This window comes from Candidatus Berkelbacteria bacterium, assembly GCA_016432625.1.
Taxonomy (GTDB): Bacteria; Patescibacteriota; UBA1384; order 2-12-FULL-50-11; family 2-12-FULL-50-11.
In genome coordinates, this window is the sequence record CP066697.1 from 140,890 (window position 1) to 157,847 (window position 16,958).

The 16,958-nt window shown below is 50.8% G+C and carries 16 protein-coding genes and 2 tRNA genes; 1 reads left to right on the forward strand and 17 read right to left on the reverse strand.

The annotated features are described in order from the left end of the window. Positions 1-29: 29 nt before the first annotated feature. The 12 genes from HY845_00805 to HY845_00860 all read right to left on the reverse strand — a co-directional run bounded on the left by HY845_00805 (position 30) and on the right by HY845_00860 (position 13,396). Positions 30-1,196 carry a helix-turn-helix domain-containing protein gene (locus tag HY845_00805; GenBank protein QQG51873.1) on the reverse strand — a complete coding sequence of 389 codons (1,167 nt, stop codon included), beginning with the start codon at positions 1,194-1,196 and terminating at the stop codon, positions 30-32. Positions 1,197-1,310: 114 nt separating this feature from the next. Next, the gene (gene mrdA, locus HY845_00810; GenBank protein QQG51874.1) at positions 1,311-3,353 is read right to left on the reverse strand and encodes a penicillin-binding protein 2; all 2,043 of its coding nucleotides are present in this window, start codon (positions 3,351-3,353) and stop codon (positions 1,311-1,313) included. Beyond that, entirely contained in the window at positions 3,353-3,829 is a 477-nt protein-coding gene (locus HY845_00815) for a hypothetical protein (protein ID QQG51875.1), read from the reverse strand. The genes mrdA and HY845_00815 overlap by 1 nt, the downstream gene beginning before the upstream one ends. After that, a complete protein-coding gene (gene mreC, locus HY845_00820; protein QQG51876.1) occupies positions 3,830-4,618 on the reverse strand; it encodes a rod shape-determining protein MreC in 789 nt (262 codons plus the stop codon). Between the two features lie 45 nt (positions 4,619-4,663). Next, positions 4,664-5,704, reverse strand: coding sequence for a rod shape-determining protein (locus HY845_00825; protein QQG51877.1), 1,041 nt, complete (start codon positions 5,702-5,704; stop codon positions 4,664-4,666). Positions 5,705-5,731: 27 nt separating this feature from the next. Further along, a complete protein-coding gene (locus HY845_00830) occupies positions 5,732-6,502 on the reverse strand; it encodes a C39 family peptidase (protein QQG51878.1) in 771 nt (256 codons plus the stop codon). Beyond that, a complete protein-coding gene (locus HY845_00835; protein ID QQG51879.1) occupies positions 6,502-8,376 on the reverse strand; it encodes an Ig-like domain-containing protein in 1,875 nt (624 codons plus the stop codon). Before HY845_00835 ends, HY845_00830 begins: the two co-directional genes overlap by 1 nt. Beyond that, complete coding sequence (locus HY845_00840; GenBank protein QQG51880.1) at positions 8,373-9,008, reverse strand: hypothetical protein; 636 nt, start codon at positions 9,006-9,008, stop codon at positions 8,373-8,375. Before HY845_00840 ends, HY845_00835 begins: the two co-directional genes overlap by 4 nt. Next, complete coding sequence (gene mltG, locus HY845_00845) at positions 9,009-9,920, reverse strand: endolytic transglycosylase MltG (protein QQG51881.1); 912 nt, start codon at positions 9,918-9,920, stop codon at positions 9,009-9,011. Then, positions 9,907-10,341 (reverse strand): Holliday junction resolvase RuvX, encoded by a 435-nt coding sequence (gene ruvX / locus HY845_00850; GenBank protein ID QQG51882.1) that lies wholly within the window; start codon positions 10,339-10,341, stop codon positions 9,907-9,909. Before ruvX ends, mltG begins: the two co-directional genes overlap by 14 nt. A gap of 1 nt (position 10,342) precedes the next feature. Beyond that, positions 10,343-12,103: a hypothetical protein gene (locus tag HY845_00855; GenBank protein ID QQG51883.1), complete on the reverse strand. Its 1,761-nt coding sequence runs from the start codon at positions 12,101-12,103 to the stop codon at positions 10,343-10,345. 45 nt (positions 12,104-12,148) lie between these two features. Beyond that, on the reverse strand, positions 12,149-13,396 hold the full coding sequence (locus HY845_00860; protein ID QQG51884.1) for a rod shape-determining protein: 1,248 nt from the start codon (positions 13,394-13,396) through the stop codon (positions 12,149-12,151). A gap of 76 nt (positions 13,397-13,472) precedes the next feature. On the opposite strand from HY845_00860, the gene HY845_00865 reads away from it, so the two are divergent. Next, positions 13,473-13,967 carry a hypothetical protein gene (locus HY845_00865; protein ID QQG51885.1) on the forward strand — a complete coding sequence of 165 codons (495 nt, stop codon included), beginning with the start codon at positions 13,473-13,475 and terminating at the stop codon, positions 13,965-13,967. 12 nt (positions 13,968-13,979) lie between these two features. Here the strand turns inward: HY845_00865 and HY845_00870 are convergent, their stop codons facing one another. The 5 genes from HY845_00870 to HY845_00890 all read right to left on the reverse strand — a co-directional run bounded on the left by HY845_00870 (position 13,980) and on the right by HY845_00890 (position 16,948). Further along, positions 13,980-15,677, reverse strand: a complete 1,698-nt coding sequence (locus tag HY845_00870; protein QQG51886.1) for an alanine--tRNA ligase — start codon at positions 15,675-15,677, stop codon at positions 13,980-13,982. Beyond that, positions 15,677-16,393, reverse strand: coding sequence for a transglycosylase SLT domain-containing protein (locus tag HY845_00875; protein QQG51887.1), 717 nt, complete (start codon positions 16,391-16,393; stop codon positions 15,677-15,679). Before HY845_00875 ends, HY845_00870 begins: the two co-directional genes overlap by 1 nt. Positions 16,394-16,441: 48 nt before the next feature. Further along, positions 16,442-16,762, reverse strand: a complete 321-nt coding sequence (locus HY845_00880) for a hypothetical protein (protein QQG51888.1) — start codon at positions 16,760-16,762, stop codon at positions 16,442-16,444. A 2-nt stretch (positions 16,763-16,764) separates the two neighbouring features. Further along, positions 16,765-16,848: transfer RNA gene (locus HY845_00885), tRNA-Leu, on the reverse strand. 17 nt (positions 16,849-16,865) lie between these two features. Continuing rightward, a tRNA-Leu gene (locus HY845_00890) sits at positions 16,866-16,948 on the reverse strand. Positions 16,949-16,958: the final 10 nt, after the last annotated feature.

Here is a 16,958-nt window from a genome sequence, read left to right on the forward strand (position 1 = left end):
GGTCGTATCTATCTGAGTAGGAGGTGGAGTTAAAACCCGGCCTCTTCCCCGAAGACTTTTTTGAATAGGCTCCCAACATACAGTTCGACAGCGTCCTCAAAGTGTCTTGGGTCACGGTCAAGCTTCTCGTTAATTTTGTCGAGACGGTAGATGACGGTATTTCTGTGCACCTTTAGCTGCTCGGCGGTCTGGGTGAGGTTGAGGTTAGCAGCTAAGAATGCCTCCAAAGTATCGACAAGCTCGGGATCGTCTAGCTTGTCGAATAGGTGTTTGGCATAGTCGCGCTTTTGCTCGTCGGTACCGCTTAGCAGCAAGGGTAGAACCCCCAGGCCTTCGAAACGGTGAGCTTGGTCGGTGCCGGTGATCCGTTTGCCGATCTTAAGGATTTGGGTTGACTCCTGAACGGAGCGTAATAAACCATTCGCTGAGGTTGAGGGGGTACCGATACCGATCGTCACTTCCTTGATGTAGACGTTCCGGAGTGACGAGGTAATCTCTGCGAATTGTTTTTCCATCAACGCGCAGAACTTTGTGTAGTCGGTGTCGTAAAGGTCCTTCAACACCAGGAACGTATCGCCGCCAAGAAAGCCGATCAGATTATCTTTATTGCGACTGAAGAAACTGTTTAGATTGGTCTCGATATCTCTCTTCTTTGCCGCAATCAAATCACCTTTATCGCCGAGGGGCTGACCGGCGGTGTGCAGGTAATTGTCCCAGAACCCCTTCAGCTCGATGGCCAGAGCGACTCGTGGTAAATCAAGCCGATACCCGAGGGCAAGGAGTTGTTGCTCTAACTCTTCGGCGTCAATCGAGAGCGGTTTGTAGGCAACACGGGTTAAGAGTAAGTCCACAGCATCAGGTCGAGGACGGTGCGTAAGAATGAACTGATGGATGACGAGCTCAGCGAGGCTGTTAATTATTTGGATCATCTGTAAGTCTTCACCAGAAATTTCAGTCACGACCATGGCGTAGAATTTACCGTCGACAAAAATTGGCACTGCCTGTAACTCCTCCTCACCCTCTATCGGTAAGGAGTGGACGTCGGCCCGCAAGGTCTCTTTAAGGGAGAATCGTTTTCGACTGGCAAAATCGCTAGCCGTATCGTAGACCTGCCCGCGTTGGTCGGTAATGGCGATTGACTTGCCGATGACCTGCTTAATATTTTCGTAAAGTCTCTGTAATAGAAATGGTGACATTCCTACTCCTCTCTAGAGCTTTTTATATATTTACACAATTCACTATGCCAAGTTAGGCGCTTAATACAATAGAAACACAGCAATAGAGCGATTCAATTGTAATTTGTGACAAAATTACTGGTTCTCTTGAACTGGATTAGCAGGGACGATCGGAGTCAGAGGTAGGTTGAAATAGCGCTCGATGGTATTCTTGGCAACCGGCGCTGCCACGGCAAAGCCCTCGCCGCCGCCCTCGACGATTACAGAAACAACAATCTCGGGATTATTGTAGGGCGCAAATGCGGTAAACCAAGAGTGGGTTTTATCTTTAGATTTGGAGGTTTGCGCTGTACCAGTTTTAGCCGCTACCTCTATAGGGAGGCTACTAAAAGATCGTGCTGAGCCAGAGAGCACGGCTTGGCGCATTCCCTCACGCACAATCTGAAGCACCTCCTCGTCCATTATCTGCTCTTTCAAAATCACTGGGTCGCGATCTTTGGTCTGGCTAGCGTTAGCGGCCAAGACGGTTTTAACTACCCTAGGTTGTAATAATTTACCGCCATTGGCGATCGAAGCTGTGGCTCTGGCAAGCTGCAGGGGTGTCACCAGCAAGTTGCCCTGGCCGATAGATGTGTTGTAAGTATCGCCAAGGAACCAGCTCTCTTTCTTAACTCTCTTTTTCCAGTCGGGGCTTGGAACTAGACCCTTGGCTTCAGCACCTTCACCTAAATCAATCCCCGTGGCGGCACCGAAACCGAATTTCTCAAGGTAATTTTTTAACCGTTCAATGCCCAAGCCCGTTACCTGTTTATAGCCACCGCCCAGTGCGAAGAAAAAGATGTTGTTACTCTCAGCAATTGCTTGCTTAACGTTACTCCTGCCGTGGGTCTTCCAGTCAGAGAATGTCGTTTGGCCGACCACAATTTTACCTTCCGAAGTGTCTATCACGGTGCTCGCAGAAATAGTTCGTTCTTGCAAAGCGGCCGAGGCAACAAACGGCTTGATTGTTGAACCAGACGGGTACTGGCCTGCGATTGCGCGATTGATTAGTGGGGCGCCAGGGTCGGAAAGAATTTTTTTCCGCTCCTCACTATTAACTGAGGAAGAGAATAGATTGTTGTCAAAGGTCGGGAAACTAACCATTGCGATGATATCACCGGAACGCACATCCATAGCAACTGCCGCACCGCTAGTAGCGCCATTCTTCTCAATAGATGCTCTCAAGGCTTCAGCAGTCACTCGTTGTATCTCTGCGTCTAGACCTAGGATCAATGACTTGCCTGGTACCGGCAAAGTGGATCCGATCGGTCGTACTGCTCGGCCAAGCGAATCGATCTCGAGCGTTTCGGTTCCCGGTAAACCTTGTAGCTCCGTATCGTAACTGCGCTCGACCCCCGATTTACCTATCAAACTAGTGCTTAGCAGCTCTTGACGGTCTTCTAAATCTTCAGCGGTAACTTTGCCGATGTAGCCGATTAAGTGCCCCAATCCAGGCAGGTCGCCGTAGCGCCGACTCGGGGTTTTGTTAAGAACAATGCCGTGCAGGCCAAAAAGCTTGACCTCAAGCGATAAGGCACGGTCGCGGTCGATGCCCTCTTCTAGCGCGACGGTTTCCTTATTCAAGTTAGGTAAAATCAGCGTCGATAGTTCCTCGACCGAGCGACCTAGAACCGAGCTAAGCTTAGCGAGGTATTCCTGTCGCTTGGTTTTGTCTTTGGGGAAGTCGGCCGGGTCCAATTCGATAGTAAAACTTGGTTCGTTGCGTACGAGCGGCACGCCCTTACGATCGAAGATTAAACCCCGTGGGGCCGGTGTCGGTTTTGTCTCTAGGCGGTTACCTTCGGCTAACGAGTAGTTCTCCTCGCCTTGGGTAATCTGCAGCCCGATTAGGCGTACCCCCAACACTAGGGCGACGACGATAACGACGGCCTTGAATAACAGGAACCCTGGCAACTGTTCAACGTTTTCATCGAAGTCGCCGTTGGCGCTACCGTAGCCGCTCATAATACGCTCAAAGTCCTCGTCGACATTTGTCAGCTTGTAGTCGGCTTGGTACTCATTCTCCACCCGTTTAAGTGAGGTGATCGGTACGAACGGGTCGAATAACCCTTTGTCGCTGGGTCGCATTAAACTTCGTGGGTGCCAAACTAACTTCCAAAGCCATTTGATGAATTTCATTAGAGTCTCCGGCCGGTCCAGCGTTGTAAGAAGCGGAACCGGAAGGCTAGCACATAGTATGTGACCACGCCGGCGATTACATTGGCAAGCACGCTGAATAGAATGCTCATAAGATCAAACGAACCAGCGAACGCACTTAGAATTACAGCCGCCAGTACTGAAACAGAGGCTAAGGTCGCTAGGGCAAGCATAATTGAGGACACCTCGAAGAAACGGCTTTTGAGTAGATCCGTCACGAAGCAACAGGCTATCAATGTGATAAGCCAGCTGCCGAAAGGCAGGAAGCCAATTAAATCGAAAGCGACGCCGAGTAGAGCAGCCCAGCGCAGCCCGGTTTTCTGATCAACGAACCAAGTGAAGGCCCACACGCCAAGCACCGCCAAACTTATGACGCCGCCGTTAGTTCCTTGTCTGCCGAGCGGTCCAAGCTCTAGGGATAAGACAATAAAGGCCAAAATTAGTTGCAACAACACCATCTAGGATTCTACGACATAGACCGTTGTTAAATTACTTGGGTTAATTGGGGTAGAGATCCTTAGGGTTAGGAATATCTCTTCTTTGGCGGAGATTATTTCTTCGACCTGGCCTAAAGCGATGCCGGCCGGGTAAAGACCTTCAAGCGCCGAAGTTACAACGGGCGTGCCTTTAGCGACTTTGGTGTCGAGCGGAATATTCTCCACAACCAGACCCCGTATACTGCCCTTCAGTAACCCAACGGTCTGACTGTCGCTGAGTAGGACTGGGGTTAGTAAGTTGCGGTTACTGAGCAGCCAAACTTCGGCTGTCGAGTTGGAAACATTGTTGATTTTGCCAACTAAGTAGCCACTTGAGATCACAGCTTGGCCGGTTTTTATTCCGTCGTTACTCCCCTTATTGATGGTGATCGATTGATACAGGTTCGTCGGTGAGTAGTTAACGACATTAGCAGCTTTTAGCTGTAGATCCTGGCGTTGCCGCTCAAATTGCAGATCTCTTTTAAGCTGTTCGTTTTCGCCTAACGCGAAAGACAGTTTAGCAATCTCGGCGGCCTGGCTGATGTTTTGTTCTTTAAGGCTGGTGTTCTCTTTGGCTAAATCTTGAACGGCAAAGAGCACGCCAAAAGCATTCTTGAAACGTGTGCCAACTGTGTGGAAAAAGTTAGTCGGCGCACCAAAGGCGGTGCGCAAAGTGTCACGAACTGGCGCGAAGAACGAAAATTGGCTTAGAACAACGATTAAAATAATCGCGCCAAATAAGGTGCTGCGTCGGCCCAGCCAGCGTCTCATTGGCTGTCACTCCCCTTAGTTTGCCGTGAGGGTGTTTGCATAAACCTATTTTAGCGCGCTAGAGAGTAGGACGCTCTCGAGAGTTTCCAAATCTTCGAGGACAACGCCGGTACCACGCGCCACACACGTCAGTGGATCATCGGCAATGAAGACTTTCGTTTGAGTCGCTTGAGAGATCAGAGTGTCGAGCTCTTTCAGCAAGGCTCCGCCACCGGCGAGAACTATGCCGCGCTCCATAATGTCCGCTAGCAGCTCTGGTGGTGTTTCTTCTATTGTAGCTTTCACCGCCTCGACCACAACGGCGATTGATTTACCGATAGCTCGCCGCACTTGTTCGTCGTTAATCACTACCTCGCGCGGTAGTCCTGTCACAAGGTCACGGCCACGCATCGGCAGCTCGTATTTTTCTTTGGTTGGGAATGCCGAACCGATCTCAATTTTGATTTTTTCCGCGGTACGCTCGCCGAGTAGTAAGTTGAAATTATCCCGAGCGAAATTAATGATATCTTGGTTCATCTCGTCGCCGGCGGTACGAACGGAACGTGAGGCAACGATGCCGCCCATTGAGATTACCGCTACTTCGGTAGTGCCGCCGCCGATGTCGACAATCATGTTGCCAACCGCTTCCTGAATTGGCAACCTCGCGCCGATCGCGGCCGCAACTGGCTCCTCGATGAGAAAAGCTTGGCGAGCCCCGGCGTTAATTGCCGCTTCCTCTACAGCTCGACGCTCAACCTCAGTGACGCCATAAGGGATGCCGATAATTACCCTCGGCCGCGGCAGAAGTGAGAAGCCTTCTTTATGCACCCGGTCGATAAAGTATTTCAGCATCTGCTCGGTAACTTCAAAGTCAGACACGACGCCATCTACTAGTGGCCGTGTCGCAACAATATGGCTCGGCGTTTTACCGACCATAACTTGTGCTTCTTGGCCAATGGCCAGGATCTGTTTGGTTTTTTGGTTGAGCGCGACAACGGAAGGCTCGTTAATAACGATGCCCTTGCCGCGGACATAAACTAAGGTGTTGGCTGTGCCCAGATCGATACCGATGTCATGCGAAAACATCCCCCAGAAACGGTTGAACATGTTGTTAGCATTCTAGGAGAGTTAGCTCTAGGAGTCAAAGACAAGTACCGCTTTACGTCCCTGCTCAATATTGTTAACACTCCCGTTCCAGTCGTGCATTGCTTCCATGATTGTGGAGAACTTGTATTTATAGCCCTCACCGCGTCGTGTGCCAGGGTCATTGGTGACGAACTCAGTTTCGTTATAGCCACGAATCACCAACATGTGGTATGGCGGTCCGGGAGCGGTGAAATTGGGGTTACCGAGGAGCCGTCCAGCGGCTGGAACGATAACCGGTCGTCCGCTAGCCACCTCGGTTTTAATTTCCTCGACGGTCGGGCTCTCCATGACTCTCGCTCCGTTCATCGAGTAGTAATCGCGGGCAATCCGCGCCAGCTCGCTGACAGTGACGTCGACTTTATAGCCATTTTTAGTTTGCCAGCTCACTAAGTCCTTAATCTCCTGATCGGCCTCTTGGAGTGAGGAGAATTTTTCGTCGTTCATGAAATATTTCACCATCATTAAACTAGCTTCCTCACAGGCTTCGCCGTGTAACTCGTCCCACACCCCAAACGGTGCTTGAACTAGAAAGGGCACTGACAGATCCTTTTCTTTTGGTACCTCTTTGACAACCGGCGGTAAAGCTAAGGGGTCGTCCTGCGGGGTCGGCTTAGCGACGTGAACGGTGGTATTCGGCACGTCCAAACCGGCCACAAACTCGCTATAGCGGTCGCGTAAAAGTAGTCCGACTATAGTGGAGTAGACAAGTAACGCCACGAAAAACAATAAAGTCTTGCGACGACGGCCGATTCTTGCCATTAGCGTATGACTACCGCGCTATTGCCGAAAGTCGCCCAATTGTCTTTTAGCTTGGCCGTTGACCAAGTGATTCGGCCGGCTAACGGGTCGTTTACGACAAAACTTGTCGGATTGTCGGCGCTGCCTTTAAAGCCAATGAGGGTCCGCGCGTGCTCGCCCTTCCAGGCCTCTACTTTTCGTCCGGATGGGGTATGCCACGGATCGTAATAAGCCGGTCCTGTCACGCCCCAAATAACGATTGGGTTACCAGCCTCGAGTTCTCGGGCTGCCTCCGTGACGCTCATACCAGTTACGGCTTGTGATGGTCGCCAGGTATTTGCAACTCTGGCAATTGGCCCCCAGTGCACACCGTAGCCGGTGGTATTTTGAGCGCCGTTAATATCGCCGACGAAAGCTGAGTCTGGATCGCCCCAAGTGTCACCACTCCGCGGCGTTGGGTCAAAGCCGACACGCGACATTATCTCATCTTCACTGACGTTGACGCCCTTACCCGATAGAGCCATCTTCAGCGCTGCGGCCTCGCAAGATAGCGCACGATCCTGCCGATCCCAGGCGATGTTTAATAAAACAACTTTTTCTTCTGTCAAAAAACTCCAAGCGTAATCGTTAGTGCTCGGTAAACCAAAAGTTGGTTCAGCGCCGCGATCGATGATCAATCTATATGACGTGTTGTAGCTAAGTGGCACGCGCGGCTTAACGGTGAGGTTGCTTGTCCCGGTCTCGATGCTAAAATCAATGGCTGGTTCAAGATGCAGTTTACTTTTGAGCGACTCGGCAACAATTGGTTGGTCGAAACTAACTGTTAGTGAAGTATCAACGCCGACGCCGTTCTTGGCCGACGGCTTCACCCCAGTAACCTTGAGAGCGCCGACTGTAGAAAAACCGAGTTGTACCTCATTTTCTAAGAAAGATTCGTCCTGTGCATGGACACCTTTAGCGATGGCGATTTGAAAAGTGGTGGCGATTGGTAGCGTTTCTGCTACATCAAATATTAGTAACTGATCACCTTCCCAGCGCCAACTACCTTTAATGGATGGCGATAAACGCAATCCCTGTTCAACTTCGTTACGTTTCATCGGTGTCGAAAAGCTTAACTTAATAACTTTCGTATTTGGCAGCACAGCACTGCCTTGTGGGGTGAAACTTGAGATATGAGGTGGTGTTTTGGTACGAAATATTCTTTGGAAGACCAGCGTCTTATTGCTACGGCTAGTCACTGTCTGGCTAGCGCGCGTGCCGTGAATAATCTCCCTTTCTGCTAGCAATTTATATTCCTGGCCTTGGCGTAAAGGTTCGGTTGGCCGGACGACGTACTGGTCGTTTGTGGGGTCGCTGCTGACCGACAGCTCAGTTTCCGGCTCGAGTCGAAAGTAAAAATCAACGAGGTCCGAAGGGGGCTGATCCAGTTTCATCACAAATTCGGATTCTGGTGGCAGGGCGCTCTCCCCGTCGCTGACCGAAGCACTGACAATAGTTGGGAGCGATTTCGTTAGAAAGCCCACCTTTTCTTCGGAGGTCTCGCGAGGCAAAACGAATCGTGCCACACCATCGATGGCAATTTCATATTCAGTATCGGGGTTCCAGATAGTTTCAGGCTCAAAAACCAATGTCCGTGCCAAGTGGCCGCTTACCCCACCTTCCCAATGCCAACTCCCCTCAATTTCTGGCGTAATCTCGGCTTTGATTAAGCGACGAGCTACCGGCACGTTAAAACTTACTCGGATTGCGCTCACGAGCGACAAACCATCGGCGACATTTGGCGTAACGCTTACGACTTTAGGCTTAATAAGCAGAGATGCCGCGCCCAGCATAAGGCCGATAGCAAACAAGGACAAAACTAGTATGCCGATAATTATCCTGGGGTGGTGCCTCATGAAACAAGCTTGAGGTCTTTAAAGGCCGGGTACATCGGTCCCCAAAGCGCGCCGAACAGTGCGACAACCACAACTTCTTCGACGGGAATGCCCCAGACATTTAGACCCGAAAATATTGAGCCAACTAGCCAAGTGTCCCCAAGCGGCGAGCCAAGCAGTCTAACGAGTACAATAAGCAACAACGTGTGCAGCAGTGCCATAGCGCCGCCGGAAAATAAAACGTCCCAGATTAGGTCTCGGCGCCTTGTCAGGACGATCAAGAGCTCAAACAGCAAAGTAAAAATTAATGGCCCAACTGTTTGGCCGGTGATAATTGTACCGACAAGAAAAATTACTGGCCCGGCTAGCATCCAAATCAGTGGCCGGCGGGATCGACCTTTAATTTTAAAATACTTACCAAATATTGTTTCGTATCCAGCAGCAGCGATTGCGCCAAAAGCAAAAAGGCTAATTAGCCTCATGAATCCGATCGGATAGTCGAGGTAATGAAAACTTAAGGGCGAAGTAAGGAGTACGGGTATCGCCAATAGTCCTGCCCAAAGCATCGAACGGATAAGGTCGCGTCGCAATACCCCGATAGCGATAGCGAGCAAAACTGGCGAAAGCGTTACCAGCAAGCTTGTACTGGTCATTTAAAGATACTGTGCCACTTTTGCGCTGTGTTCAGCTAGTGTTTTAGAGAAATAAGTTTGGCCTTTGGCGTGGAAAAAATATAAGTATTCATGAACCTCAGGTTCAGCCGCGGCCTTCAGGCTCGCTAGTCCCGGACTAGCGATCGGACTTGGGGGGAACCCATCGTTTAGGTAAGTGTTATAAGGAGAAGTAACGCTTCGATAATCCTCTCGAGTGATAATTTTCCACGAACCTTTAGCGTACTGGACGGTAGGATCTGCTTCCAAGCGCATCCCTTTTTTAATTCTATTGCTGTATACGCCGGCAATCGGTGCTCGGTCGCCCTCGCTCTGGGCCTCACGCTCGACAATGGAAGCCAGGATGACTGTCTCGGGGGTAAGTTTCAGTCCGGCCGTCTTCTTTGTGAAGTTGTCGCGCATCAATTCGATAATTTCGTCGCTCGTGGCGTCCACTTTTATTTCGTAGGTATCTGGAAAGAGATAGCCTTCGTACTGAACAGCCTTTTGGGCGAAGTCGTCTACATTCTTCAACTTCTTCTCCTCAGCGAAATACTCAGCCATTTGGGTTACCCGCCAGCCCTCGATAATCGTAATTTTTGCCGTTTTATAACGTCCTGAACCTAATAGCCAACCAATTTGCGTCGCCGATTGCGAAGGCGAGAACTCGTAAGTGCCGGGTAGCAGTTTACCGCCGATTAATTTCATGTAGACGTAGAAGGCGAAGCCATTCTTAACGAGGCCGACTTTTTCTAATCGTTGGGAGATGTCGGTCGTTGATTCGCCGGCGGTGATGAGGAACTCTTTGTTCTCGCTGGAATTTGCGTTCGCCGCACCTAGCGACGAGATAAAAATCGCGGCGATTACTGCGACACCGACAAATAGAATTACGGCGATGATTTTAAGTAGGCGCATTTTCCTCTAAAAACTGTTGCAGGATAAGTTGAGCACTCAGTTGGTCGCGCCGCTCTTCAATCTCCTTGCGCTCAGCGCCCTGCCCTTCTAGTAGTTCTTCGGCCATGTAACTGGTCAGAGTCTCATCAACCCGGAAAAGCTTAATGCCAAGCTTACTCTCCAGCTCCGTGGCGTAGGCCTCGATTAGTTTCGACTCCTCACTATGGCTGCCGTCTTCTTTGACGGGCAAACCAACGACAATCGCTGAAGTGTTTTCCGTTTCGACAAAGCTACCAATCTCCCCCATGGAGCGGCCCCGGGCGGGTTCTTGGTAAAAATTTTCGTCTTTTGCAGCGCGTAAAGTTACGAGCTCACTTGCGAGCTGTTCGCCAACGGCAATGCCAATAGCTTTGCGTCCGATATCAAGCCCGAGATACTTCATCTCAAGGAACCGGCGTCGGCACTACTGCTGGGGCGGTAACACTTTCGTTAAAACCATACTCAACGCTGATCGCTTGCTTTAGGATCGGTAAGCGCTGTATCCACCAGCTTGGTGACATTGATATTTTTACTTCGCTTGCCTCGTAGTTATCTTTAAGAGCTGCTTCGGCGGCGCTGCTGGTTTTGTGGCGAATCGATGAGGAGATATCATTCTTACTGATGTCGGCCACGCCGTACCCTCCACCGGCAATCTCGAAGCTTAAGACCGTTTTGTCTTCGGAATAACTTTTGAAAGCAATGGCCGGCTCCGATCCCTCAGGGACTTCCAGCCTCTTGCCTTCCTCTACTTGAGCCTCAAGAGCTTCTTTGAGTTTGGCTTTGGCTACCTCTTTGTCGAAAACAATCGCCGAGAGCTCAGCGACCAATTTAGCGGTGGCGGTGTCAGTCTGATCATCCACTTTCTTGTCGACGGAGCGTTCTTTGATGTTTTGGTTGATCGCTCCATCAAGCAAAGTTTGACCCGCGGCCTTTGTGGTTAGCTCAGCTTTAGCTTCGTCTAAGGCCTGCTTCTCTAGCTCGGCGTAGGCTTTATCAACGTCCTCTTTGGTCAGAACGGTTACCTGTTTGGTCGTGCCGCCCGATGTTGAACCAGTGCCGCTGATGCGGCTCGATAGCCCGTTAACTGCGAAGCTGACGTTCGCTAGGTTATAACCCTCGCCTGCTTCGCTGGCGGTGATTGCGATATTGACTGAAGATGAATTACAAACACTGCCGCCGCCAGAAAACGACCCGGCTGGAATTGTTGCGGCGCTATTTGTGGTGAAGGTTTTACCTGAGGCCGTGACTTTGCTGCCAGCGGCGACGGCATGGGCGTTACTATCCTCACAGTTTTTGAAAGGAACTGTCCCCGTTGCTTTCGTGCCAATATCTTTTTTGCCAGTGGCTGTCACAGCTTTTGTTAGTGATTTTTCCGCGACCAGTAGATTGCCGACAACACTTGTCGCTTCACTGTCAGCTACCGTCTTAGCGTTAAGTGTTAGGGTTTGAGCTACGGCTTTAGCTGGTAACGTTACCGTTACTGTTGCTTTCGGTAATAAAACATAGGTGATGCCAAAGGCCAAAATGAGTAGAATTCCAGCAGCAATCAATGACTTCCACGGCATTTGAAAATTGAATTCACGTCGCGCGGTCGGAGTACGGCTAATTATCGCTGGCAGTTCTTCGGCAGGCGCTCTATCTTGGGGGATAATTTGAACCGGCTCGCTGGGGGTTATCTCTTGGACGGTCTCTTCCTTCTCGACTGCAACTGGTTCAGGTGCTGGTTGCGGTGGTTCAGCCTCGATAGCTTCTTCTATAGGTGCTTCAACGGGCTGTTCTGGCGCCTCTGTTTTTTCACCGCCAATGACTGTCGGTGGAACGTAGCGATGAATCGGTGTGCCGTCAGGCAGCGCCTCGTCCTTAGTAGTGGCCGGCTGAACAGTTGGCGAGGAGGGTTTTGGTACTTCCCGAACAGTTCCCAAGCTAGCGTAAGCTTCTATCCCGACTTGGGCGGCTAGACGCTGGCCAACTTTATTACCGGTAATAATAACCACTTCTTTATTAGATTCTTTTGCTTGTTTGGCGAGGAGTTTTAAGTTAACCAAGCTTTGGAAGAGGGTGCTGTTTTTTGGTACCACAATACCAATCTTGCCTCCACCAGCTTTAGTGAGTTTATCAATGACGGAAGTAATCTCTTCGTCTGGTTCTAAGTAGACTGGTTCCATGTTATTTCGACTCCCCAGAAGGAGAAATGTGAGTGGTTATGACGATCATTGTTTCAACCCCGTTATTGCTTTGCGCATCATTGACTCTAAAACCGTTCCTGATCCGACCAGATCGAGGCCAACGTTGCCCAAGGCGAGCGGGGTAACGTCAGCGGGGTCGGTTAAGGACTGGGTCTCATCCTTCATTGTAACAACGTCGCCAGGTTTTAAGAACTGAACATCGGGCTGTCTGGCAAATGGCAGGCCCTTGACCCAACCTTTGTCGAGCAGTGCCGTACGCACTTCTGGCAGATTACTCCCGCCGCCGCAGAGTAAGATTTTCGATGGCAGCAGGTCGGCTTGATCGAATTCTTCTAAAGAAAGTTGTAAGGCGGATATCCAAACCTTGATGTCGTTGCCGAGGGCGTGCTTAACGAGCTCGGCCTTCTCTGGCTCTAGTTCGTTACGGGAGTACCTTAATTTTGACTCTTCGGCCGCAGGGAATGTCTCGCCCAAAACCGCCGCCACCCTCTTGGTAAACGCCCGGCCACCGATGGCAAACATTTTCGTTCCTTCAACGCCGCCGTTTCGTACGACGGCGATATCTGTCGTGCCGCCGCCGATATCAATAAAAATCGCCGCGAAATCCGTCGACTCTTCATCAAGGCAGCGTGCCACAGCGTACGGCTCAGCCGCGACCGCCAGAAGCTCTAAACCTAGCTCGCGCACGATCGTCTCCAGCGCCCCAAGCTGTACGATCGGGGCGAATGAGTTATAGACCCCGACTGAAAGCTCCTTACCTTGATAAGAGAGGGGGTTAGAAACCTTATAACCGTCTATCACGACTGAAACTATCGCCGCGTTCACTAATTGAACGTCTATTTCTTCCAGGCCAGTCTCTCGGGCAAGCTCGGCACGGGCTTGGCGGAAGGCCTCGGCTTGGACTTGGTTAACGATGTCTTGCAGCTCGGTCATGGCAATCTGTGAAGCGGGATTAGCCCGGGTTACTTTAACGGAAGTGGTCGTGCCTTTTACTAGTTCGCCGGCGATACCAACGATCGCCTTTGTTGGCAGGTATTTGGCTTGAGTTGCTGCTTGCTCGATGGCTTTCTCGCAGTTTTGGGCTACACCGTGGATGTCGGTGACGCCGCCGCCTTGCATGTCGCTTAGGCGCTGCCGTTCGCGGCCAACGCCACGCACTATGCCAACACCGTCGACAACCTCAAAGACGATGGCTTTAACAAATTCCGTGCCGATGTCTAAAGAAATTGCCCAATTCGACTGCTGTTTTTTCTTCCCTCCAAAGAGTCCCATCTAGTCACAAGCTTACCGCCGTACACCAGATAACGCAACGAGTTGTATCGGTGATTGGAAGGTGTATCTTTTGGCTATGGACGAGACTGAGCCACAACCGGGTGACGAAACGTCACCGCCCGAGGAATGGCGCGAACCGAGCAACCTTGAAATTGCAGAAGGCGGTCAAGAACAAAGCGCCGAACGTGTTACTCTCGAGGAGCTTTTCCCCCGCTTTGGTTTTGTTGAGACCGAGGCCATGGTCCAAGCCAGGCAAGCAATTGAGATATTAGCCAGCCAGGGTCCTGTCGAAAGGGAGGCGTTCATGGAGAGCTACCTGACGTACGATGACCTTGGAACGGCCGAGGTACTAAGCTATCAAGGCTCAAGCGAGATTATGCTCGGTAAATGTCTAGCCGACGTCAGGTTGATGGTACTCGGCGGTTTTTTCGAACCGGCACTCGAGCAGATCGATGAAACTATCGAAAGACTTGCTGGAACAGATGCCTTAAACTTCCTTGAAGCTTTTCAGCAGGCTCGCGCTTCGATTGAGGTGGAAATAATTGCGCGTGCTAATGAAACCGAGCTTTGACTGCTGAGGGCTTCAACCCGAAGAATTAAGGCACTTCGCTTTTATCCGGCGGACGCCCTGCGAAGACGCCTCTTCTTTGACAATCTCGAATTTGCCTAACTCGCCTGTTCGTTTGACGTGTGGGCCGCCGCATAATTCCTTAGAAAAATCCCCAATTTTGTATACCGTAACTTTATCACCGTATTTCTGACCAAATTCAGCCAGCGCGCCACTCTTTAGCGCCGCCTCTTTATCCATTTCTTCGCAAACTACGCTCATGTCAGCTTTAATTTTTTCGTTGACGATCTGCTCAACTTTTTTCAGCTCCTCATCAGTTAATTTTCGGTCGAAAGCAAAGTCTATTCTTAGCCTGTCGCTGGTTACATTCGAGCCGCGTTGGACGACCGACTCGCCTAAAACTTGGCGCAGGGCAGCGAGCAATAGGTGATGGGCTGTGTGATGTTGGATGGTTTTCTCCTCATGATCCGCTAGACCCCCTTTGAATTGTTTGTCTAGGCCCGCGCGCGAAACCTCCTGGTGAGCCGAAAATAGCTTGGCGAAATGTTCCGCGTCAACTTTCCACCCCAAGCTAATCAAATGCTCCAAAACCATTTCTTTGGGGAAGCCGAATGATTCGTACATGTAAAAAGCAAGTTCGGTAATTTTCTTTTCGTCGCGATCGTCGCTCGAAGCGAGCCATTTATCGAGGTACCCTTTTGCACGGGTCATATTGCTTTCAAACTGGCTTTTCTCTCTGCCAAAAACTTCCATAATTTCGGTGGCGCTCTTTAACTCGTATGTCTTGCCGTAAAACGTCCGAATTTGATTAACCGCTTCCTGCCATTTTAATTCTGCTGCGATGTTCGAGCCTAAGAAAATTGCCTTCCGTATTAAACGGCGCAAGACATACTCGCGACCTTTATTGGCCGGCGTAATATCGGAGGAGACCAAAAAGACGATCGCTCGCAAGTGGTCGATAATCACCCGCGCTTCAACCCTTTTGGATGAACCAATACTTTCAACCCAACTTTTAAACGGCTCGATTTCCCAAACGGAATTCTTACCTTGCAGCGTGGCACTCAGGCGTTCCAGGCCGCTGCCGGTATCGACGCCAGGCGTGTCGAGTTTGGCGAACTTGCCATCGCGATCGCAGTGATACTCATTGAAGACCAAGTTCCAGACTTCAACGCCGTCAATATAAATTTCTGTTGTCGGGCCGCAGGGACCCTCGTCGCCAGTTGGGCCCCAGAAATTGTCTTCGCGAGCGGCGCGTCGAATATCTTTAACGCCTAGCACCTGCCAGATTCCCTCGGACTCAGTGTCGGCTGGTATCTCTTTGTCCCCACCAAACACGGTCACATAAACTCGGTCTTCGCTAACGCCGAGCTCGTCACGAACAAAGCGCCAGGCTTCATCTATCGCCACTTTCTTCATGGCCATGGAACTCTTTTCGCCAAAGCGGAAATTGCCCAGCATCTCGAAACTTGTTAGGTGAGTGTCGTCGCCGACTTCAGCGATATCGCTAGTGCGGATTACAGGCTGAACTGTGGCAACTTGTGGTGCTGGGGCATCGCTCGGGTGGGTGTAGAACGGCTTGAACTGTTGCATGCCGGCGGTTGTGAAGAGCACTGAAGGGTCGTTCTGCGGCACAAGCGGCGAAGGCGGCACGACGTCGTAGCCACTTTCCTGAAAATAATCCAAAAATTTTTGCCGTAAGGAAACGAGGTCCATTAGCGCAAGAGATTTTGCCAGAGGTCTTCAATCGGGGCGACTTGTTCCTCGATCTGGTCTATCTGCTGAGTGAAGAGGAAGTTCTTCCAAAACTCGTTCAAGTCGAGCGTAAACAACGAGCTGTCGCGACGCGGCTCAACGTTGAACTCCCCGGCGGCCTTGCGAGCGCAAAAGTCGCCGTAGATTTTAATATACGCGTCACGCATCGCGAGGATTCGTTTGGCGTACCCGACGGTGCTTTTGATCGGGCTGCCGGCTTCGTACAGGCGCACTGCGCCGCCGCCGCCGTTGTAAGCGATCAAGACCTTAGTAAGATTGCCGCCGTATTGGTCGATTAATTCTTTTAAGTGAAAAGTCCCCATTTGAATTGCCAAATCGGGGTTACCGATAAGCTGGTTGGCGTTGAATTTCGCTCCGGCTTCGGCGCCGTTAATTGTGGTATAGACGCGCCTGGCGGTGGACGGAATAAACTGCGTCAAGCCAACAGCGCCAGCGCCTGAGCGAGCGTTTGGGTTCCAGGTGCTTTCAGCCATGATTTTGGCCGCCTCCAAGTGCACATCGACGCCGTATTCCTTGCTCCATTTGCAGAGCGAATCCTCGTACTTTAACGGGTAAGCAACGCTGGCGAAAAGTACCGGCCCGATGACGTAAAGAATCACGCCCAAACCAAGTAGGGCTACAACCGACCAAAGCCACCATTTTATTGATCGCGCCATTACTAGAAGTGTACCTGATGGGTAGTTTCGCCGCTACCGCGGGACGTTTTAGGCTTTTAATAGCGGATAAATATCAAAAGCGACTTCTTCATAGGGGTGAGCTACTTTTAATTTTGCAATTGCTTGAGGCAGGATTTCCTTATTAAGCTCAACCTCAATTCTCTCCTCCTCAACTTGCTCATAGTTTCCTGCCTTACCTATGGTTGGGCTAGAATCTTTGTTGCCTCTAAAACGTCCGGTACCCTTAGTGGAGAAAGAGCAAAAATCGTAATTACCAATTTTCCCCGCGCCAGCTTCGCCAAGTGCCTGTCGCACGACGTCAGCGTGACTTGTTGGCACAAAGACGACTAATTTGACGAACTCATCCATTGTGCGCGAGAGAGGACTTGAACCTCCACGGGATTGCTCCCACAGCCACCTCAAGGCTGCGTGTATACCAGTTTCACCACTCGCGCTTGTAAAATACGAACCGTGCCGGAGAGAGGAGTTGAACCTCCATGCCCTTGCGGACACTACGATCTGAACGTAGCGCGTCTACCGTTTCGCCACTCCGGCGTTCCGAGTA